Raw genomic sequence first — 20,930 nt, 5'->3', positions numbered from 1 at the left:
TGGCAGGTGGTCCCGCCCGGCGGCCCGGGACCGGGGCCCACCGGCCCCCGTCCACCGGGTCCAACGGCCCTGGGGCGCAGGGGTGCTGGGTTCCGATCATGGATCGCCATCCATCCGCAGAAGTTTCGAAGGAGTGCGTCCTTGAGCGCCATCGAGGCACAGGGCGACAGCGCGCCGCCGCCGTCCGCCGTCCGACCGGGAGAGACCGGGGCCGCTCGGCCCGGCTCGGCCCTGGTCCGGCTGCTGACGACCACCGACCACAAGACGATCGGCACCATGTACCTGGTGTCCTCGTTCGGGTTCTTCCTGATCGGCGGCGTCCTCGCCCTGGTCATGCGCGCCGAACTCGCCCGGCCGGGGACGCAGATCCTCTCCAACGAGCAGTTCAACCAAGCCTTCACCATGCACGGTTCGGTGATGCTGCTGCTCTTCGCGATGCCGCTGTTCACCGGCTTCGCCAACTGGATCATGCCGCTGCAGATCGGCGCCCCCGACGTCGCCTTCCCCCGGTTGAACATGCTGGCCTTCTGGCTGTTCATGTTCGGCTCGCTGATCGCGGCCGCCGGCTTCGCCACCCCGCAGGGCGCCGCCGACTTCGGCTGGTTCCTCTACGCGCCGCTGTCCGACGCGGTCCACTCGCCCGGTGTCGGCGCCGACATGTGGATCATGGGTGTGACGCTCTCCGGCTTCGGTTCCATCCTCGGCGCCGTCAACTTCATCACCACGATCATCTGCATGCGGGCCCCCGGCCTGACCATGTTCCGGATGTCCATCTTCTGCTGGAACGTGCTGCTCACCTCGGTCCTGGTGCTGCTGGTCTTCCCGGTGCTGGCCGCCGCGCTGCTGGCGCTGGAGTGCGACCGCAAGTTCGGCTCGCACGTCTTCGACCCGTCCTCCGGCGGCGCGATGCTCTGGCAGCACCTGTTCTGGTTCTTCGGCCATCCCGAGGTCTACATCCTGGCGCTGCCGTTCTTCGGCATCGTCTCCGAGGTGATCCCGGTGTTCAGCCGCAAGCCGATGTTCGGCTACGCGGGTCTGATCGCGGCCACCGTCGCGATCGCGGGCCTGTCGGTGACGGTGTGGGCGCACCACATGTACGTCACCGGACAGGTGCTGCTGCCGTTCTTCTCGTTCATGACCTTCCTGATCGCCGTTCCGACCGGGGTGAAGTTCTTCAACTGGGTGGGCACCATGTGGAAGGGCTCGCTGAGCTTCGAGACCCCGATGCTGTGGACGGTCGGCTTCCTGGTCACCTTCCTCTTCGGCGGCCTCACCGGCGTGCTGCTCGCCGCCCCGCCGCTCGACTTCCACGTCTCCGACTCGTACTTCGTCGTCGCCCACTTCCACTACACGCTGTTCGGCACCGTCGTCTTCGCGATGTTCGCCGGCTTCCACTTCTGGTGGCCGAAGATGACCGGCAGGATGCTCGACGAGCGCCTCGGCAAGGTCACCTTCTGGACCCTCACCGTCGGCTTCCACACCACCTTCCTGGTGCAGCACTGGCTCGGCGCCGCGGGCATGCCCCGCCGCTACGCCGACTACCTGGCGTCCGACGGGTTCACCGCGCTCAACACGCTGTCCACCATCGGTTCGTTCCTGCTCGGCCTGTCGATCCTGCCGTTCCTCTACAACGTGTGGAAGACGGCGAAGTACGGCGAGAAGGTCGAGTCCGACGACCCGTGGGGCTGGGGCCGTTCGCTGGAGTGGGCGACCTCCTGCCCGCCGCCGCGGCACAACTTCGCCTCCCTGCCCCGGATCCGCTCCGAATCCCCGGCCTTCGACCTGCACCACCCGGACATCGCCGCCCGCGACCACCTGGACTATCACGGTGAGCCCGCCAAGCACCTGGTCGGCGTCGCCCCGGTCGTGTACGACGCCCCGCTGCCGCGTCGCGGGCGCTCCGCCGACCAGGGCGGCCGCACCGACCGGGTCGATCATGCCGACCGAGCCGATCTGGCCGATCAGGTCGATCAGGTCGATCATGGCGACCGGGCCGGAAGCGCCGGCCGTTCGGACTGACGGCTCACCCGGTCCGGCCGCCGTGCCGGCCCCCGAACGCCGCTCCCGCCCGCGTGTCGCCACCCCCGGGCGGGCGGGAGCGGCTCCCTCCCACCGACGTTCAGAAGGAGTGGACGGAACCGTGTCCCATCTCGTCCCGGCCATCGGCACCGCCGCGATCACCGCGTCCGGCTGCGTCTGGTATCTGCCCGCCATCGCCGACCTCCAGGCCGGCGAGGACCGCCCCCGTTCGGCCCGCACCGCCGCGGCCGCCTGTGTCACCTGGTGGGCCTGCCTGGCCCTGGCCGGCGGACTGCTGCTGGCCGTGCCCGCCTGGCAGCCCGCCGCGCAGGTCGCGCTCGCCGGCCTCGTCGTCGGCGTCCTGATCCGGATCCGCTCCCAGCTCCAACAACGCTCCGAACAACGGGAGGAGGCCGAACGCTGGGCCCTGCTCGAACCGCTCCCGGTACCCCGGACGACTGCCCGCCCCCCGGCCGCGCGGGCCCTGCTCGGCTGGCTGCTCGTCGGCCTGGTGACCTCCTCGCTCGCCGCCGCCTCGATCCTGCTCTCCGGCGGCGGCCCGCTCGCACCGCGCCTGGCCGCCGCGGTGGGCAGCGCGCTCGCCGTCTCCACCGTGTTCCTGCTCCTCGGCCTCGGCGAATCCCATCGGCACCGACCCTGACGCATCGTCACCGTCCGCCCGCCGTACCCTTTCCGAGGAACTCCGGGCCCGGATGTCCATCAGTCCGCCGTGGGACCGCCCCCCGGCCCCGTCGAGAGGAACGTCCGATGACCGCCACCGCCTCCCCGAGCGAAGTTCTGCACCAGTTCGTCCAGTTGATGGGCAAGGGCCCCGACCTGGCGGTGGTCGACCTGGTCACCACCGACGCCGTCTTCGAGCTGCCCTACCTGACGCCCGGCGTCCCGCAGCAGCAGCCGGGCCGGGACGCCTTCCTCGCTCACCTCCAGCGGGGGGCCGCGATACAGCGCTTCGACGCCGTCGACCACATCGACGTGCACGGCACGACCGATCCCGAACTCGCCGTCGCCGAGTACCGGCTGCACGGCGAGGTGCTGGCCACCGGGAAGCGCTACACCCTCGACTCGGTGATGTTCGCCCGGGTCCGGGGCGGCCTGATCACTTGGTCCCGCGTGTACACCAACCCGCTCGACGGTGCGGTCGCCTTCGGCGCCGTCGAGCGGCTGCTCGGCGCCCTCCGCCCGGCGGAGTAGGGCGCGAGCCCCGGCGGACCGGACCGGATCGGACCGTACCGGACCGATCCTGTCCGGCCCGGCTCGCTGCCCGTCGGTCCGCCGCCGTCCGTTCGCTGCCCGTCCGCCCGCTGCCCGCTGCCCGTCCGCCCGGAATGGGGTCGTTCGGCCCTGGGGCGGGCGCGGGTCGCGGGGGATGATGCGGTGGACCCGGCGTGTGGTGTGCCGGGCAGGCAGAGGGTGGAGTCGCGACATGGCGAGCGAGACGACCGGTACCGCCGCACCGGCACCGGTCAGGGTGTTCCTGCTGGACGACCACGAGGTGGTGCGTCGAGGGGTGCACGACCTGCTGGACGGCGAACCCGACCTGGAGGTGGTCGGCGAGGCCGCCACCGCCGAACAGGCCCTGGTCCGGGTCCCGGCGCTCCGCCCCGACGTCGCCGTGCTGGACGTGCGCCTCGGGGACGGTGACGGAGTGGCCGTCTGCCGCGAACTGCGCTCCAGGATGCCCGATCTGGCCTGTCTGATGCTGACCTCCTTCGACGACGAGGAGGCACTGCTCGACGCCGTGATGGCGGGCGCGGCGGGCTATGTGCTGAAGCAGATCAGCGGCACCGACCTGGTCACCGCCGTCCGGACGGTCGCCTCCGGCCGCTCCATGCTCGACCCGGGCGCCGCGACCCGCCTGCTCAACCGCCTGCGCAGCGAGGCCGAACCCCAGCGGCCGGCCCCGACGGGACCCGAGCTGACGGCCCGCGAGCAGGAGGTGCTCGCGCTGATCGGCGAGGGTCTGACGAACCGTCAGATCGGTGAACGGCTCTACCTCGCCGAGAAGACGGTCAAGAACCATGTGTCCCGGCTGCTCGCCAAGCTGGGAGTGGAGCGCCGCGTCCAGGCCGCGCTGATCGCGACCGAGCAGAGCCGGTCGGCGTCCGCCGAGCGGGTGCCGGAGCGGTCGGCCCACCATGCGCGCCTCCTCGGTCACGGCACGCGCGGCTGAGGTCCGGCCCGACTGTCGGCCGGGCCGGGCGGGACCCTCGGCGGGACCATCGGCCCTCGTCCCGCCCCCGTCCGGCGGGTGACGATCGCTCGCATGAACGCCGATCGTGAAGCCGCGTCCGTGCAGGTCGAGTCGCCCGTCGCGCGGCGGCCGGGAGTCACCGGGCCGGAGTCCGGCCTCGACGAGGCCCGCGCGCTGGAGTTGCTGCGCGGCGCCGGAGTGGGTCGTGTGGTCTACACGGTCGACGCCCTGCCGGCCGTCCTCCCGGTCCGCTTCCGGCTCGACCCGCTCGGCGGCGTCCTGCTCGCGACGGCGTCCGGCTCCGAACTGGCCCGCGCCGTCGACGGCGCCGTGATCGCCTTCGAGGCCGACGAGGTGGACGGCGCCGACGGCACGGGCTGGTGCGTCACCGTCCTCGGCCGCGCGGAGGTCCGCCGGGCGCCCCCGGGGGCGGGAGTCCGCGCGGAGATCCGCATCGTTCCCGAACTGGTCGTCGGCCGCCACCTGGCCCCTGACGCGGCCTGGGAGCGCGGGCCCGGGAGCGCCTGAGGACGGGGCGCGGGAACGCGGCGGGACCCGGTGTCCGCGCGTCGGAAGTCCGCGCGTTCGGAGCAGTCGGCCGCCCGGTCCGCTCGCGCGTGGGCGGGGCGCGGTGGACGATCGCCGCATGACAGCCATGCGTACACGAAGTGCTCGTCCCGTGGTCGCGGCCGCCCTCGCCGTCCTGGCCCTGGCACCGGCGGCGGCCGCTGTTCCGGTCGCAGCCGCCCCGGTCACCGCCGCCGCGCCCCGGGCGGCCGCCTGCAACGAGGTCGGCACCCGCCAGCCGGGCGACATGCTGATGCAGGTCCGCGTCGTGGCGGGGAGCAGGACCGAGGCGAGCTATCCCGGCTACACGATCACCAGGATCGAGGGCTACACCCTGCTCGGCGCCCCGATGTGCCTCACCGTCACGGCCGGCGGCCCCGGCGCGGACCATGTCTCCCTGACCACGGCGGCCGCCGTCGGCACGGTGAAGATCTTCGCGAAGCCCGTCGGCGGCTGAGTGCGTGCGCCCGGACGGCGCCCGCGCGGACGCCGGGCTCGGTGGTGCTGCGCCGGCGTCACCGCGCTGCTTCTGCCCGGCGCCCGCCCCGGTGTCCGTTGGTGGCACGAGAGCGGTTCGGCGCCGCCAGGGCAGCGCCTGGACAGGCGCGGTGCCGCCCGCGGCCGGAAGGGCGAAGAGCCGGAGGATCTCCTCGCGGGCGACCTCGTCGATCTCCCCGGGGGTCGGCGTGTCCTCCTCCTCCGAGCGCTCCCGGAGGAGGAGTCCGCTGCGGAACGCGCCGAGGCACCACCCGCTCTCGTGGGAGAGCGGGACATCGGGGTGCTCGTCGTCCGCGCCGGCGAGACCGTCCAGCACTCGCGCCATCGTGGCCGGATCCGGTTCGTCGACCGTCACGCCCGTGATGTCGCACATGAAGTGGCTCATGGGCCGATGGCAGCACAGGGACCGCCGGTCCGAGGCGGTCCGCGGCGCTGTGGGCGGCGGCTGCGGCCCCGCCGCTCACAGCCCCAGCGGGGCCTCCCACACCAGCCGGGTGCCGCCGTCCTCGGCGGACCGGACGTCGAAGGTGCCGCCCGCGCGTTCGGCGCGTTCGGCGAGGTTGCGGAGCCCGCTGCGGCGCCCGGCGGACGGGACGCCCACCCCGTCGTCCGTCACCGTGAGTGTCACCGTGCCGCCGGCCGCGCGCAGGGCCACCTCCACCCGGCTCGCGCGGGCGTGCCGGGCGGCGTTGCTGAGGGCCTCGCCGAGGACGGCCATGACGTGCTCGGCCAACTCCCGCGGCACATCCGTGTCGAGCAGCCCTTCCATGCTGAGCCGCGGCGCGAAGCCCAGGGTGGTCTGGGCCTCGCCGGCGGCGCGGGTGGCGCGGGCGCGCAGGCCCCGGTCGGGCTCGCTGTGGGCGCGCAGGCCGAAGATGGTCGAGCGGATGATCTTGATGGTCTCGTCCAGGTCCGCGACCGCCCGGCCCACCCGGTCCGCCGCATTCCGGCTCTCGATCAGCCGCCCCGCGCTCTGCAGGGTCATCCCGGTCGCGAACAGCCGCTGGATGGCCAGGTCGTGGAGGTCCCTGGCGATCCGGTCCCGGTCCTCCAGGAGTGTCAACTGCTCGGCGTCCCGGCGGCGTTCCGCCAGCTCCAGGGCCAGCGCGGCCTGGTCGGCGAAACCCAGCAGCGGTCCGGTCTCCTCGGCCGTGAACGGCGGCCGCCCGGGTGCCCGGGCCAGCAGCAGCACGCCCCGCCCGAACCCCTCGCCGGTGCCCAGCGGCACCGCGACGGCCGGACCCAGCCCGGTGAACCGCCCCGGGGGCCCCGCCGGGAACCGCTCGTCGTGCTCCAACTCGTCGCTGGTCGCCGGTGAACCGGAGGCGTAGGCGGCGCCGGAGAGGGTGCCGTCCACCGGTACCGTCACCCCGAGCCGCGCCTCCGACCTCCCGCCGAGCGCGACCTCCACGGTCAGTTCGGCCGCCCGCTCGCTCGGATCGGCCGACGCCACCGACACATCGGCCAGTTCGGCGCCGGCGATCTCCCGGGCCCGGCGCGCGATCAGCTCCACGACCTCCAGACGGGGCGCACCGGAGAGCAGGCTGCGGGTGATCTCGGCGCTCGCCCGCAGCCACCGCTGCTGACGCTGCGCCTCCTCGTACAGCCGGGCGTTGTCGATGGCGACCCCGGCCGCGACGGCCAGGGTCGAGATGACCGCCTCGTCGTCGGCGTCGAAGTCCAGCCCGCCCCGCTTGTCGGTCAGGTACAGGTTGCCGAACACCTCGCCGCGCACCCGGACCGGCACTCCGAGGAAGGTGTGCATCGGCGGGTGGTTCGGCGGGAACCCGGCCGAGGCCGGGTGCTCGGAGAGGGTGGGGCAGCGCAGCGGCTGCGGGTCGCGGATCAGTTCGCCGAGGATGCCCCGGCCGGTCGGCTCCGGGCCGATCGCCTCGATCTCCCCGGGGCTCAGGCCGACGGTCAGGAACTGCGAGAGCGAGTGCCCGTCCGCACCGATCACCCCGAGCGCGGCGTAGCGGGCGTCGACCAGGTCGGCGGCGGCCTCGACGATCCGGTGCAGCGCCTGGGCGAGGTCCAGTTCGCGGCCGACCGCGAGCACCGCCTCCAGCAGGCTGTGCACCCGGTCCCGGGTGCCGCGCGCCGCGTCGATCCGCCACTGGAGCTCCTCCAGTAGTTCGTCCAGGCGCAGGTGCGGGATCCGCGGGCCGGCGCCGGCCGACGCACGGGGCCGCGGTGCCGCGCCCGTCTGCCCGGCCTGTCCGGCCTGTGCCGCCTCTCCCACCGGTGCGGACGGTCGGGGCCGGCCGGACTGCTGCGGGGGCCCCGGGTGGTGGGCGGGGCAGCCGGGCGGCGGGGTGGCCGCCGCCCCTCCGGGCCGGTCGCCGCCGGTGCCCGTCCGCGTGTCCTCCGCGCCGCCCACCGGCGTCCTCCTCGTGTGTTCGTGCTGCTCCGGTCCGGACCGCCCGAGGCAGTCCGACGGCCTGACAGGCATATGGTCCGATCAGGTGCTTTGTCGGATTCACGGTAGTGCCGCAGGCATGCGCGGGGCACGCCGGGGTCGGTCGCGAGCGGGTGGGGAAAGGTGTGTACGGCCGTCCGAGCGCCGGTCGGTAACCACTCCCCGCGCCTCCCGCGTCCCCCAGTCATGATCCAGGCCCTAAGGCCCGGCGGACAGGGCCTTGTGGCCCCTGGTCGCCGGACGGGTCCGCCGACCAGGGTTGGGGGAGGGTGCCGACGGTGCGTCAGCCCTGGCGAGAAGCACTATTGGTTGAGTGGCCAATAGCCTGGACCGCCTGTGACTGCTTCAGTAATTGGTCAACTGGCCAATTGCCCGCCCGGGTAATTGGCCGTTTGACCAATTGAATTGTTGGTCGAGTGGCCAATCGTGGCGGCCCGATCGGCGCCCGGACGTGCTGCTCCGGCAGTGCCCTCCCGCGGTGCGCCCCGCACCGCGGACCCACAGCGGAAGGAACATCCATGACGCCCGCAGTCCTGGCCGGAGTCGACGGCTCGCCCGAGAGCACCGTCGCCGCCCACTGGGCCGCCGGGGAGGCGCTCCGGCGGGGCGCCCCGCTGCGGCTGCTGCACGCCTGGCCCTGGCTCACCGACGGGCGCGCCTCGTTCGCCGACCCCGAGGACCTGCCGCTGACCGCCCAGCGGATGCTGGCCGCCGTGGCCGAGGAGGTGGGCGCACGGCATCCGGGCCTCACCGTGCAGACCGATGTGGTGCTCGACGCCGCCGTCGACGGTCTGGTCGCCGCCACCGAGGACCCGGCGGACGCGGATCTGCTCGTCCTCGGCTCGCGCGGCCTGGGCGGCTTCAAGGGGCTGCTGGTCGGCTCGGTGAGCATGGCGGTCGCGGGCCGCGCGGCCGTCCCGGTCGTGGTGGTCCGGCAGCCGGCGCCGGAGGCCGACGCGGGGGCCGTGCCCGAGGTGGTGGTCGGTGTCGACGCGGGCGCGCCGAGCGACACGGTGCTCGACTTCGCCTTCCGCGCGGCCGAACTGCGCGGCGCCCGGGTCCGTGCGGTCCACGGCTGGGACCTCCCGGCGGCCTTCGCGGTGGTCGGCTTCCTGCCGTCCGGCACCGAGACGGCGCGGCTCCAGGCCGCCGAGGAGAAGGCGCTGGCCGCCGCCCTGGCCGAGCACCGCGCCCGGCACCCGCACATCGAGGTGGTCGAACAGGTCCGGCTGGGAGCGGCCCGCACCCTCGTCGAGGACAGCGCCGCCGCGGTGCTGCTGGTGGTGGGCCGCCGTCGCCGCCCGCACGACCTCGCCCCCCGCCTCGGCCGCACCACCCACGCCGTCCTCCACCACGCCCACCCCCCGGTCGCCGTCGTTCCCCACGCCTGACGCCTGACGCCTGACGCCTGACGCCTGACGCCTGACGCCTGACGCCTGACGCCTACGCCCGACTCCCGCCACCGGCCGGGCGGTCCCGGCACCACCCGGCCGGTCCCGGCACTCTCCGGGCGGTCCTGGCCGGGCGGCGCCGCGGCCGCCGTCGATCGGCGGACCGTGCGCTCGCGCCGCTGCGGCCACTCCAGGTACCAGGGCCCGAAACCGCGTCGGTTGCCCAAGGTGTCGGCGGACGGTTCGAAGGGCGGGTCGAGCGCGCAGCCCCGGTGACGGGAGCGCGCCCCGGTGAGGGCCGACGACGAGCCAGGTGGTCATGCCGAACCCGTCGTCGCTGATGCGGATCGCACCCCGCCCGCGCTCCAGGTGCCAGAACTCGTCGCCGGCCTCGCCGAAGGCGGCGCGGTCGTCGGCGAGGTGCCGGCGAGGTGGCCGACCGGGTGGTTCCCTCCTCGCTCCGGCCGGTGGGCTCGTATCCGGCGGTACGGTGGATTGCCCCCTGCCGTGCGCCCCGGTCGCCGGTTGCGACGAACGGCGCGCCGGGGTCGAGCGGGCAGGGACGGCCTCGTCGTCGTCCCGGATCCACCCCCAGCGGCCGCCCCAGCGGCCACCCCAGCGGCCGTCGATCCGGCGCAACGAGGTGAGGGTGAGCGCCGGGCCGGTGCCGCCGGTGCCGACCTCGGCCAGGAACACCCGGTACCCGCCGGGGAGCCCGACGCCGTACCGGGCCTCCACCTCGGCGATCTCGCCAGGGGGCAGGACGCGCTCGATGACCGGGGCCGGGGACGGGGACGGGGACGGGGACGGGCCCGCCCGTCCGGAGCTCGGCCGTTTCGAGCACGACGCCCCGGTCCCGGCCCTCCGACCGGTCGATACGCGTGGTCGTGCTCCCCCGGTCCGACGACGGGTACGGAGCGTGACGCCGCCGCCGACAGTGCCGGGGCGCGGGTGCGGAAGCGGGCCGTTGGGCCCTTTCGGCGGGGTCGGCGGCGGGGCACGCTCGGGGGTACCGGGGCGTGCGGCCGTTGCGGCCGGGGCCCGGGGTTCCGAGGCCAGGAGAGGATCACCATGACCGAGTCAGCTCTCACTCCGGCCGATCTGCGGATGCTCGCCGCCGCCGGTGGCGCGGCGCCCTCGCTGCACAACAGCCAGCCGTGGCGCTTCCGGCCGACCCCCGACGGCCGGGGTGTCGAGGTCCACGCGGATCAGAACCGGGCCGTGCCGCTCGCCGACGCCAACGGGGCCGCCCTGCACGTCGCGGTGGGCGCGGCCCTGTTCAATCTGCGCGTCGCGGCCGCCCGGCTCGGCCGCGCGGGCGCCGTCCGGTTGCTGCCCGATCCGGCGGACCCGCGGCAACTCGCGGTCCTGGACCTCGCCGCGCCCGCGGATCCCGTCGGCGTCGTCGCCGCGTCGTTCGGCCGTGACCTCTACCCGGCGATCGCCGAGCGGCACTCCAGTCGGCGGCCGTTCACCGACCGGGAGGTCCCGGGGGCGGTCGCCGCCGAGCTGGCCGCCGCCGCCGCGAGCGAGGGCGTGACCCTCGCCGTTCTGGACGAGGCCGGGGTGCGTCGGGTGCGGTCGGTCACCACGGAGGCCGAGGACCGGATCGTCCACGACCCGGCGCGGCAGGCCGAGACCCGGTCCTGGCTCCGGCCGGACGCCGGGGCCGACCCGACCGCGCCCGCCGCCGTCGACGGCCTGCCGTACGCGGTGCTCGGCCCACAGGACGGCGGCGCCCGGGTGCCGACACGCGAGTACGCGGGCCGGCCGCCGCACCACGAGGGGCCAGCGCGGCCGTCCGAACGCTTCGAGGAGGTACCCCGCCTGTGCACGCTGAGTACGCCCGGGGACGGCCCGGCGGACTGGCTCCGGGCGGGGCAGGCGCTGGAGCGGGTCTGGCTGCTGGCCACCGTGCACGGACTGCGGCTGACGGTGTGGCACCAGCCGGTGGAGTGGCCCGACCTGCGCTGGCGCCTGCGCGACCCCGCGGCCGGGCCCGGCCACGTCCAGCTGGTGCTGCGGACGGGCTACGGCCCGGCCGGCGAGGCCACCCCGCGCCGCCCGGTCGAGGACGTGCTGGACCTGTCGGCCCGCCCCGGCCCGCCACCGGTGTAGCCGAACCGGCCCCGGCCCCGACCGCGGACAGAGCCGGGGTCGGGGCCGGGGCCGGTTCGGCGGACGCTCAGGGCCCCAGGACTTCAGGACCCGAGGACCTAAGGACTTCAGGACCTCAGGACTTCAGGTCGGCGAGGTCCTTGATGTCCTGGTAGTCCAGGCCCATCGAGTTGTACAGCCGCACCTGCTCCTCGTTCATGGCGCCGTTCCGGGTCAGTTCCTTGACCTGGGCGTCGGTGAGCGGCGTGGCCGGCGCGCCGGTGCCGTCCGCGCCGCCGCCGGCGAGGCCGTCGAAGAGGCCGCTGATGTCCCCGGCGGTCAGTTCGGTGGCACCCGAGGGCGCCTGGACGGCCGGGGTGTCGTGGCCGAACGCGATCCGGAGCGGCAGCGGCGTGCCGGGACCGGCCTTCTCCGCCAGCTGCGCCAGGTCGAAGGTCACGGCGGACAGCGCGCCGCCGTCGAGGTAGAGGTCCAGTGCCAGCGGGCGGTCCGGCACGTCGGTCGGGGCGGACTTCGGCAGCTTGGCGAGGCTCGGCACGTCCTTCGCGAGCGGCTCGACGGCCTTCAGCAGGTCGTCCGCCAGCTTGCGGGCCGGGGCGGTGACGGTGATCCGGTCCTTGCCGTCCTGCTTGCCCTTGTCCTCGAAGGAGAGGTCCTGGGTGAGGATGCTCCGCAGGGACGCGTCGAGGTGCGCCGAGGCCGACGGGGCCAGGGTCGGCGCGGCGCTCGCGCTCCCGCCCGCCGCGCCGGTGCCGGCCGTGCCTTCGACGGTCTTCGTGTCGAAGGCGACCCACTGGCCCTTCAACGCGTTCCCCAGCACGGCGGGCAGGCCCTCGGCGAGCCCCTCGACCTCGGCGGCGTTCTCACCGGCGAGGTGCGCGAAGCCGGCCAGGTCCCCGCGCGCGTAGGCCCTGCCGCCGACCTGGCGGAGCTCCAGGAGCGGTGCGCCGCCCTTTCCGCTGAGCGTGTAGGAGGCCGAGACCGACGGGTCGGCGGCCGACCCGGCACCGCTGCCGGCGCTCTTCGAGGGCTTGACGTCCTTCAGCGGCTTGTCCGCGCTGAAGGCGATCGCCAGGCTCACGGCGGACAGCGCGGCCGCGCTGTCCTTGTCGATCTCCTCGCCCGTGGCCGCGCCGAACGCCTCGATCTGGGCGGGGGTGGCGTCGACCGACAGCTTGGCGCTGAAGGACTTGGCGCTGCCGAAGGTCTTGAACGCCTTCGACACCTTGTCGGCCGCGCTCAACTGCTGGACGGTGCCGCACGCGGCGACGCCGGTGGCGAGGACGGCGCCACAGGCAGCGGCGGCGAGCGCGGTGCGGGCGGACCGGCGTATCACGGTACTGATGGGGTGACTCCTGGGTGTGCGGGGCAGGGCTGTGGGGCGTACGGACGCGACCGGCGCCGTGGCGATGCGTCACAGCGAAGCACAAAGCCTCAGGTGAGGGCACCCGCATTTCCCACGGCCCCGGGAAGGACCGCCCACAAACTACCGCCCCCGACCGACACCCCCACCGGCCGGGGGCACCGGTCAGGGGACGGGACGGGTACGAGGACGGGGCGGGGGTCGAGCGGCGCCCCGACCCGAAGCGCGTCGAACGCCCGGGCCGCCGCTGCCGGGTGGGCGCCGCTGCCGGGTGGGCGCCGCTGCCGGGTGGGCGCCGCTACCGGGTGGGCGCTACTGGGGCCGGCTGCCGGGCGGGCGGACCTCGGCCTCGACCCGCAGGTCGGGGCTGTTGCGGAAGGTCAGCGTGAACTCGACCCACTGGCCGACCTTCAGGGGCGGGGGATTGACGATCATCAGATCGGCGTCCTCCGGGGACATGGCGAGCTCGCCGCGCTCGGGGACTTCGAGGGCCGTGACCGGTGCCCAGGTGCCCGCCGCGCCATGGTGGAGGTGGCGCTTCAGGGTCACCTTGCCACCGAACTGCCAGCTGGCTCCGGTGAGTTCGTCCGGGATGTCGCCGGGATTTCGGACGGTGAAGAAGGCCGCGGTGGACGGGACCCCGCCCGCCGTGGGCAGGAGCAGCCAGCCCGGTCCGGCCTCGACCGGCCGTGCGGTGCCCGCGCCGCCGATCGCCGTCCAGCCGGACAGCAGCGCCAGCGCCACCAGGGCGGCCCCGACCGGTGGTCCGGCCACCTTCAGCCGCTCGACGGCCCTGTTCCCGGCCTTCGGCCGGCCGCTCACCACGCCGCACCCGCCGGGCGCCGCGTCCGGGCCGGCCGCGAGGCCCGACCACCGCCCCCGCCCCCGCCGCCGCGTTCGTCGGCGCCGCCCCGGCCCGGGCGCCAGGTCCGCAGCCGCAGGCTGTTGCCCACCACCAGCAGCGAGCTCAGCGACATCGCCACCGCCGCCAGCATCGGGTTCAACAGCCCCACCGCCGCCAGCGGGATCAGCACCACGTTGTAGCCGAAGGCCCACACCAGATTGGAGCGGATCGTGCCCAGGGTGCGCCGGGCCAGCCGGACGGCGTCCACCACCGCCTCGATGTCCCCGCGCACCAGGGTCAGCCCGGCCGCGCCGATCGCCGCGTCACTGCCCGAGGCGAGCGCCACCCCGAGGTCCGCCGAGGCCAGCGCCACCGCGTCGTTCACGCCGTCGCCGACCACCGCGACGGTCCGCCCGGCGGCCCTCAACTCGGCCACCACCTCCGCCTTGCGCTCCGGGGAGGCCGAGACGTGCACCCGCTCGATGCCCAGCTCCGCCGCCACCGCGCGCGCCGCCCCGGGGCCGTCGCCGGTCAGCAGCACCGGCTCCAGGCCCATGCCGCGCAGCCGGTGCAGGGCGCGCCAACTGCCCGAGCGCAGCGTGTCGCCGACCGCCAGCACCGCCACCGGGAGTCCGTCCAGTTCCACCACCACCGGCGTGCGGCCCGCCGCCGAGGCGTCCGCCAGCGCCGCCGCCAGCTCGGCCGGCAGCGGGGTCGCGACCTCGTCCGGGCGGACCACCCGGACCCGGATCCCCTCGACCTCGCCGGACACCCCGACTCCGGTGGTGGCCGCGAAACCGGCCACCACCGGAAGGGGGTCGGAGCCGCACCGGGCTCGGGCCGCCCCCACGACGGCCCGCCCGACAGGGTGCTCCGAACGGTGCTCGACGGCTCCGGCCAGCCGCAGCACCCGCTCCTCGTCGACGCCCACGCCGGAGGCCACGGCCACCGCCGCGAGCTCCATCCGGCCGGTGGTCAACGTGCCCGTCTTGTCCAGCACCACGGTGTCGACCCGGCGCAGGCTCTCCAGCACCTCCGGGCCGCGGACCAGGACGCCCAGTTCGGCGCCCCGCCCGGTCGCCGCCAGCAGCGCCGTCGGCGTCGCCAGACCCAGCGCGCACGGGCAGGCCACCACCAGCACGGCGACCGCCGCCGTCACCGCCGCCTGCGGGTCGGCGCCCGCGCCCAGCCAGAAGCCGAGCACGCAGACCGCCACCGTCAGCACACAGGGCACGAACACCCCGGCGACGGTGTCCGCCAGCCGTTGCGCCCGCGCCTTGCCGGCCTGGGCGTCCGCCACCAGCGCGGTGATCCGGGCCAGTTGGGTGTCCGCGCCGACCGCCGTCGCCCGCACCACGAGCGCGCCGCCGACGTTCACGGTGGCGCCCGCGACCCGGTCGCCCGGTCCGACCTCCACCGGCACCGACTCGCCCGTCAGCAGGCTCAGGTCGAGTGCCGAACCGCCCTCCACCACCAGGCCGTCGGTGGCCACCCGTTCACCCGGACGGACCACGAACTCCTGTCCCGGCAGCAGCTGTTCGATCGGCAGCATCCTCTCCTCGCCGGTCCGGGGATCGCGGACGCACACCTGCTTGGCGCCCAGCTCGGCCAGCGCCCGCAGCGCGGAACCACTGCGCCGCCGCACCCTGCCCTCCAGCAGGCGCCCGGCCAGCACGAACAGCGGCACCCCGACGGCCGCCTCCAGGTAGACGTGCGCGGTGCCACCGCCGTCCGCGGTCAGCGAGAACGGCATCCGCATGCCGATCTCGCCCGCCCCGCCGAACAGCAGCGCGTACGCCGACCAGGTGAAGGAGGCGACCACACCGAGGCTCACCAGGGTGTCCATGGTCGCCGCCGCGTGCCGCAGGCCCCGCAGGGCCCGCAGGTGGAACCCGGCCGAACCCCAGCTCACCACCGGCAGCGCCAGCCCGAAGCAGACCCACTGCCAGGCCGGGAACTGCGCGGACGGCACCATCGACAGCACCAGCACGGGCACCGCCAGCAGCGCCGTCACCAGCAGCCGCCACCGCTCCCCGGCCTCCTCCGCCGCCGGACCGGCGGGCGGAACGCCCTGCGGTGCCAACTCGGCGGTGTAGCCGGCCCGTTCGACCGCCGCGACCAGATCGTCCAGGCCCACCCCGGCCGGGTGCAGCACCCGGGCCCGCCCGGTGGCGAGGTTCACCCCGGCGCTCACGCCCTCGATCCGGGCCAGCCGCTTCTCGACCCGGCTCACACAGGCCGCGCAGGTCATCCCGCCGACCGCCAGGTCGGTGCTCACCAGCGCCTCGGACTCCTCCGACTCCGCGGCGGCCCTCACCGGCCCGCCCCCATGACGTGGCCCGTCCCGGCCTTCCCGCCGCCTCCGCCGCCGGGCGTCAGCCCGGGCGTCACCGGCCCGGCGCCGCGACCCACCGCGAACGCCACGACGAACACCACTACCAGCAGCAGGGCGAACCCCGCGAGCACACTCAACGGCCGGGCACCCGGCGACATCCCACTCACGCCCCACCAGTCGTGCCCCCACCCCGCCGGGTTCCCGCGCACCCCGAATGACCCGGATCACACACCCGTCCGGCCCAGCACCGGCCCGGCGGTCCTGTGCCCGGCGGTCCCGTTCCCGGCGGTCCCGTGCCCGGCGGCGCCGGGCGCGACGGGGGCCGGGGCACGCGGCGGCCCGCGCACCCCGGCCCCGGGTGGCACTACGGCCGGCGCGCCGTCCGCTGGTCGAGGTGCACCAGGACCCCGGCGCGGAAGCGCTCCACGGCGGCGTCGACGCTCCGGATGAAGCCGCTCTCGGCGTTCCCCCGGGTGCTCCCCATGCCCTTGGTCAGCGAGAGCCGGAAGCCGGTGATCCGGGCGGAGTCCTTGGGCAGCAGGTCGCCCGGCTCCGGCCGCAGCTTCTCCAGGGTGCCGCGCGGGCCGGCGGCGGTGCCGTCGGTGAGGGTCTCGATGTGCAGGTCGGCCGGAGCCTCGGCGAGCTGACGGACCAGCCGCTTGGCCCAGCTGAGCGGGTAGCCCTGCTCCGGGGCCGGGATCTCGGCGGAGGTCCGCAGCTTGCCGACCCGCAGGTCCGCCGCGATCACGATGGTGCCGGGCGCGTCCTCGATCCTGATCTCCGCGGCCAGCCGCCCGTCCGCGCACAGCCGGTCGGCCAGCTCCGTCCGTCGGGCCCGGGCGTCCTCGCCGCGCCGGGTGCGCTGGACGGGCAGCACCTTGACCCCGAGTTCGCCGCCGAGCTGGAGGCAGACCTGGCGGACCAACCGTTCCCAGCTCTCCACCACCTGGGTGGCGCGCTCGTCTCCGGCGGCGAGCGTCTCGTCGTCGATGCCCTTGCGGACGGGCACCCAGGCGGGGCCCATGTTCTGGAAGCCGTGGCAGCCGGAGTTGTCGTGCTGGAGGTAGTGCAGCAGTTCCTGGAGCAGCCAGGCGTGCGCGGGATTGCCGACGCCCTCGTGCCGAATCAGCATCTTCGCCTGGTACGCGACCTCGGCCCAGGAGAGATGGGCGAGCAGCACCTTGTGCTTGCGCCGACCGTCGATCTTGACCTGGACGAGCGGGCTGCCTTCGAGGGCGACGTCGTTGGAGAGAGTGATGACCGCCTCGTAGCCGCGCCGGGCGGCGATGTCCATGTAGTCCTGGACCTGGTCGGCCTTCAGCGGGTTGCCGTTGGTCTTGCTCTCGACCAGCGCGGTCCAGAGCCGTCCGGCCCGCTCGACGCGGATCACGCCGTCCGGCCGCTTGGGCGTCTCCCCGTGCGGGAGCGAAACCTCGGTGAAGGTCTCCATCCGGCCGGCGGGGGCGCCGAAGGCGGCGGTGAGCCGTCGGCCGAACTCCGGGACCTGGGCCATCACGGAGAGCAGGACGGAGGTGGCGCGGACCTCGCGCTCGCGGTCGCGGTTGAGCGCGGTGGCGGGGAAGAGCCGGGCGGTGTTCCAGGCGTCGTTCTCGGCGAGCGAGGGCTTGGCGGCCTTGGGGAGCGTCACCTTCTTCCTGGCCGTGCGCAGCCGCTTGGGCGCGGAAGAGGCAACGTCGGCAGCGGTGTCGGTGTCGGCGCCGGGTGCGGCGGCTTCGGGCCCGACTGCGGCCGGAGGACTGTCGGCGGTCGGACCATCGGCCGGAGCGGGGGTCGTCACCGGTGGTTCGGTGGTGGCGGCGGCGGGGGTGTCCAGGGCCTTCGTGGCTGTGGCTGCCCCCGCCGCCGTGCCCGCTGCCTCGTCCGCCGCGAGGCCGTCGTCGGCGGTCTCTGCGTCGGCGGCCTCCTCGGCGGCGTCGTCCTCGATCTCGATCCCGAAGTCCGTGGCGAGGCCCGCGAGGCCGGTGTCGTAGCCCTGGCCGATGGCGCGGAACTTCCACTCCTGGTTGCGGCGGTAGATCTCGCCGAACACGAAGCCGCTCTCCGACTCGGCGTCGGTGATGGAGAAGCCGAGCAGCCGCTCGCCGCCCAGGTCGGCGAGTTCGAGTCGGAGGTTGTCCAACTGCCCGAACGGCGCCCGCTGGTGCCTGCTGGCGGCGATCACCAGCCGCTCGATGCCGTCCGGGACGGCGGTGAGGTCGAGCTGGATGCGGTCCTCGGTACCGACCTCGGTGGGGCTCTGGCCGAGCAGTTGGACGCTGCCGTCCGCGGCGGTGGGGTTGTTGTAGAAGAAGAAGTCGGCGTTGTCGCGGACCTTGCCCTCGTCGGTGAGGAGGAGGACCGAGACGTCCGCGTCGCCGTCGCCCGACGGGCTGCTCCAGCCCAGGATCACGGTGACGGCGTCGACGCTCCCGTCGCCCTCGCTCAGCGCGGCGAGTCCGACGTTGGCGCCCTTGACCATTTCCTGCACGAATGTCCCCCAGAGGAGCAGGGCTGTGCCGTCGGCGTGGGCGCAGCCGCGAGTGGTGCCGTCGGTCTGTGCCCGGTCCGGCCAGCAGGGAGCCTAGCCGTTTGACCTGCTGGTGTGATCGGAATTCGAGCAGATTGTGTGCACGCAATCGGATTGTCACCTTCGCGGGCACAGGGCGGCGCGCACTGGGCGGCGGGGGCGAGGCTGCCCCGGCGTCGGGGAGGTGACGCCGGGGCAGCGGGAGGACGGTGGAGCGTGGGCGCGTTACGGCAGGGGTATCCGGACGACCTGGGGGTCGTGGTCGCTCAGCTGGGTGGCGAACTCGCTGTTGAGGTGGACGATGTCGTAGCTGTAGGCGCGGGCCGCGAGGGCGGGGGAGATCAGGATGTGGTCGAGGACCTGGGAGTTGCCCTCGTAGACGTAGGTGTAGCGCTCGGCGAGGGGGAGGGTGCGGGGGAGGTCGACCAGGGCGCCGCCGGCGGTGAGCAGGTCGGCGGTCTGCGAGAACTCGAAGTCGTTCAGGTCGCCGAGGACGAGCACGGCGGCGTTCGGGTCGACGGCGAGGATCTGGTCGGTGAAGGTCCTGACCGCGGTGGCCTGGGCGTGGCGCTGGGTCTCGGAGGGGCGGGACGGCTGCTGGTAGCGGCCGAAGAGGGGCTGGTCGCCGCCCTTGGAGTTGAAGTGGTTGGCGATCACGAACACGGGGCGGCCGTTCCAGCGGAACTCGCCCGCGAGCGGCTTGCGGCTGGCGTTGAAGGCCGTGTTGGTCGGGTCTATCCGGCCGGGGGAGTAGGCGAGGGCGGGGACGCCGCCGTTGTTGACCACGGAGTCGGCGGTGGTGGAGCCGGCGCCCGGGCGGTCGGTGAAGCTCAGGCCCCGGTCGGTGCGGTACAGGAACACCTGGCGGATGTTGCCGCCGGGCTGGCCGCCGTCCTGGTCGTTGACCGGGTTGAGCTGGCGGTAGGAGTAGGCCGGGCCGCCGGCCGCGGTGATGGCCGCGGTCAGCTTGGCCAGGGTCTGGTCGGCGGCGACCACGCCGTTGTCGGTGGCGCCGGAGTTGTCCTGGATCTCCTCCAGCGCGACCAGGTCGGGCGAGCGCAGGTTGGTGACGACGGCGGCGGCCAGGCCGTCGAACTTGCTCTGCGGGTCGCCCGGGGCGAGGTTCTCGACGTTGAACGTCGCCGTGGACAGCTCGCCGGCGGCCGGTGCGGCGGTGGTCTCCGGGGCGAGGCCGCCGGGGAGGACGGTCGGGGTGGCGGTGACCAGCAGCTTGAAGTTGCCGAAGGAGTAGTCCACGACGCCGACGGTGGCGCCGGAGAGGGTGTCACCGACGTTGGCGGCCGGGGTCGGCGCGAGCACGTCGTCGAGCAGGACCCGCTCGGGGTTGCCGTCCGCGGCCTGGAGCAGGATGCCGCCGCGGGCGGTCCTGGTGCCGGAGCCCTGCGGGACGACCGGGATCTCGCCGACGGAAGCCCTCGGCCCGACCACCGCGGCGTTGTTCAGCTGGACCCGCATGCCCTCCAGCGACTCCCAGAAGTCCAGGCCGTCGGTGGCCGGCTGGAAGCCGCCGGCGGTCTCGACGTCGCCCGTGGTGACACCGGAGATCACGGCGGCGGGCGGGACCCGGCCGCCGGCGCCGACCAGGGTGGCGGCGGGCAGCGGCGCGTTGTGGGCGAGCACGGCGGTGGTGGGCGCGGTGAGCTCGGTGACGGTGAGGTTGGTGGTGCCGCCGGTGCCGCCGGGGCGGTACTCGCTGACGGTGCCGCCGACCTGGACCGAGTCGCCGACGGCCACGCCGGGGGCGCCCGCCGTGTAGACGTAGAGCGCCTCGCTGGTCGCCGGGTCGGCGTCGGGCTGCGGGTCCTGGAACCAGTAGCCGCTCGGGCCGACCGCGGTGACGACCCCGGGCACGGCGGTGACCGACTGGCCGGCCAGCGGTGAGGTCCGGGCGGCGCCCTGGACGGCGCGGATCCGGGTGCCGCCCGTCCCGCCGCCCGAGGTGGAGTTGCGCGGGGTGGGCGCGGTGACGGCGAAGTCGGCCGCGTTGTTGTCGGTGTCGGTGGCGCCGCCGCCGGCCCGCACCGCCGCGGTGGTGTTGGCGAGGTTCCCGGTGGGCGAGCCCTCGGCGGACGAGGCGGTCGTGCCGTAGCCGACGAAGTCCTTCACCCCGGGCTGGCCGGCGCAGCCGGTGGCGCAGGTCAGCGCGGTGGAGTTGGTGACCAGCGCGATCTTGCCGGCGTTGGCGCCCATCGCGATCGTGCCGGTGGCGTCCGGCGTCGGGAGGGCGGCGCCGGCACCGGCCCCGGCCGCCTCCTGCACCAGGTAGTACTTGCCGGGGGCGACGGTGCCCGACAGGGTGGTCCTCGACCACGAGGACCCGGCCGCCGAGGCGTACTGGACGGTCCAGCCGGTGACGCTGACCGGGGTGGTGCCCCGGTTGTACAGCTCGACGAAGTCATTGGCGTACGGCGCGCCGGAGTTGCCGCCGCCGCCGTACACCTGGCTGATGACGAGGTCCGGGGACACCGCCTGCGCGGTGCCGGCGGGCAGCGCGGTGAGCGCTCCGACGACGGTGGCGGCCGTGGCCACCGCCAGTGCGCGGAGCCGGACTCGATCGGTTCGCCGCATGGGCGTCCTCCTGACGGGCGTGCAGCAGTGGATGGGCGGGCGCTGTGT

15 protein-coding genes are annotated in these 20,930 nt (G+C 74.8%); 8 read left to right on the top strand and 7 right to left on the bottom strand.

Annotated elements, in window-relative coordinates; all coding sequences use genetic code 11:
- Nucleotides 1-141 precede the first annotated feature (141 nt).
- From ctaD to ACIQ9P_RS33910, 6 genes are all read left to right on the top strand, one after another.
- Nucleotides 142-2,019 carry a cytochrome c oxidase subunit I gene (ctaD, locus tag ACIQ9P_RS33935; RefSeq protein WP_402365095.1) on the top strand — a complete coding sequence of 626 codons (1,878 nt, stop codon included), beginning with the start codon at nucleotides 142-144 and terminating at the stop codon, nucleotides 2,017-2,019.
- A gap of 121 nt (nucleotides 2,020-2,140) precedes the next feature.
- Nucleotides 2,141-2,680 carry a hypothetical protein gene (locus ACIQ9P_RS33930; RefSeq protein ID WP_402365093.1) on the top strand — a complete coding sequence of 180 codons (540 nt, stop codon included), beginning with the start codon at nucleotides 2,141-2,143 and terminating at the stop codon, nucleotides 2,678-2,680.
- A 107-nt stretch (nucleotides 2,681-2,787) separates the two neighbouring features.
- Nucleotides 2,788-3,231: a nuclear transport factor 2 family protein gene (locus ACIQ9P_RS33925; protein WP_402365091.1), complete on the top strand. Its 444-nt coding sequence runs from the start codon at nucleotides 2,788-2,790 to the stop codon at nucleotides 3,229-3,231.
- A gap of 232 nt (nucleotides 3,232-3,463) precedes the next feature.
- Nucleotides 3,464-4,210 carry a response regulator gene (locus ACIQ9P_RS33920; RefSeq protein WP_402365089.1) on the top strand — a complete coding sequence of 249 codons (747 nt, stop codon included), beginning with the start codon at nucleotides 3,464-3,466 and terminating at the stop codon, nucleotides 4,208-4,210.
- 93 nt (nucleotides 4,211-4,303) lie between these two features.
- Entirely contained in the window at nucleotides 4,304-4,759 is a 456-nt protein-coding gene (locus ACIQ9P_RS33915; protein ID WP_402365087.1) for a pyridoxamine 5'-phosphate oxidase family protein, read from the top strand.
- Nucleotides 4,760-4,877: 118 nt separating this feature from the next.
- Nucleotides 4,878-5,255: a hypothetical protein gene (locus tag ACIQ9P_RS33910; protein ID WP_402365085.1), complete on the top strand. Its 378-nt coding sequence runs from the start codon at nucleotides 4,878-4,880 to the stop codon at nucleotides 5,253-5,255.
- Nucleotides 5,256-5,756: 501 nt separating this feature from the next.
- Here the strand turns inward: ACIQ9P_RS33910 and ACIQ9P_RS33905 are convergent.
- Nucleotides 5,757-7,454 carry a GAF domain-containing protein gene (locus tag ACIQ9P_RS33905; protein ID WP_402365174.1) on the bottom strand — a complete coding sequence of 566 codons (1,698 nt, stop codon included), beginning with the start codon at nucleotides 7,452-7,454 and terminating at the stop codon, nucleotides 5,757-5,759.
- Nucleotides 7,455-8,233: 779 nt separating this feature from the next.
- Here ACIQ9P_RS33905 and ACIQ9P_RS33900 point away from each other — a divergent pair.
- Nucleotides 8,234-9,106, top strand: coding sequence for a universal stress protein (locus ACIQ9P_RS33900; protein WP_402365083.1), 873 nt, complete (start codon nucleotides 8,234-8,236; stop codon nucleotides 9,104-9,106).
- Nucleotides 9,107-10,177: 1,071 nt separating this feature from the next.
- Nucleotides 10,178-11,224 carry an Acg family FMN-binding oxidoreductase gene (locus tag ACIQ9P_RS33895; RefSeq protein WP_402365082.1) on the top strand — a complete coding sequence of 349 codons (1,047 nt, stop codon included), beginning with the start codon at nucleotides 10,178-10,180 and terminating at the stop codon, nucleotides 11,222-11,224.
- Between the two features lie 115 nt (nucleotides 11,225-11,339).
- Here the strand turns inward: ACIQ9P_RS33895 and ACIQ9P_RS33890 are convergent, their stop codons facing one another.
- The 6 genes from ACIQ9P_RS33890 to ACIQ9P_RS33865 all read right to left on the bottom strand — a co-directional run bounded on the left by ACIQ9P_RS33890 (nucleotide 11,340) and on the right by ACIQ9P_RS33865 (nucleotide 20,882).
- Entirely contained in the window at nucleotides 11,340-12,560 is a 1,221-nt protein-coding gene (locus ACIQ9P_RS33890; RefSeq protein WP_402365080.1) for a hypothetical protein, read from the bottom strand.
- A gap of 339 nt (nucleotides 12,561-12,899) precedes the next feature.
- Entirely contained in the window at nucleotides 12,900-13,409 is a 510-nt protein-coding gene (locus ACIQ9P_RS33885) for a copper chaperone PCu(A)C (RefSeq protein ID WP_402365078.1), read from the bottom strand.
- Nucleotides 13,406-15,682 (bottom strand): heavy metal translocating P-type ATPase, encoded by a 2,277-nt coding sequence (locus ACIQ9P_RS33880; RefSeq protein WP_402365172.1) that lies wholly within the window; start codon nucleotides 15,680-15,682, stop codon nucleotides 13,406-13,408. Before ACIQ9P_RS33880 ends, ACIQ9P_RS33885 begins: the two co-directional genes overlap by 4 nt.
- A gap of 62 nt (nucleotides 15,683-15,744) precedes the next feature.
- Entirely contained in the window at nucleotides 15,745-15,903 is a 159-nt protein-coding gene (locus ACIQ9P_RS33875; RefSeq protein ID WP_402365077.1) for a hypothetical protein, read from the bottom strand.
- Between the two features lie 227 nt (nucleotides 15,904-16,130).
- Nucleotides 16,131-18,245 (bottom strand): TerD family protein, encoded by a 2,115-nt coding sequence (locus ACIQ9P_RS33870; protein WP_402365170.1) that lies wholly within the window; start codon nucleotides 18,243-18,245, stop codon nucleotides 16,131-16,133.
- A gap of 273 nt (nucleotides 18,246-18,518) precedes the next feature.
- Nucleotides 18,519-20,882 carry a lamin tail domain-containing protein gene (locus ACIQ9P_RS33865; RefSeq protein ID WP_402365075.1) on the bottom strand — a complete coding sequence of 788 codons (2,364 nt, stop codon included), beginning with the start codon at nucleotides 20,880-20,882 and terminating at the stop codon, nucleotides 18,519-18,521.
- Nucleotides 20,883-20,930 lie beyond the last annotated feature (48 nt).

This window comes from Kitasatospora sp. NPDC094019, assembly GCF_044764505.1.
Lineage (GTDB): Bacteria > Actinomycetota > Actinomycetes > Streptomycetales > Streptomycetaceae > Kitasatospora.
This window is presented reverse-complemented; position numbering and strand designations above follow the sequence as displayed.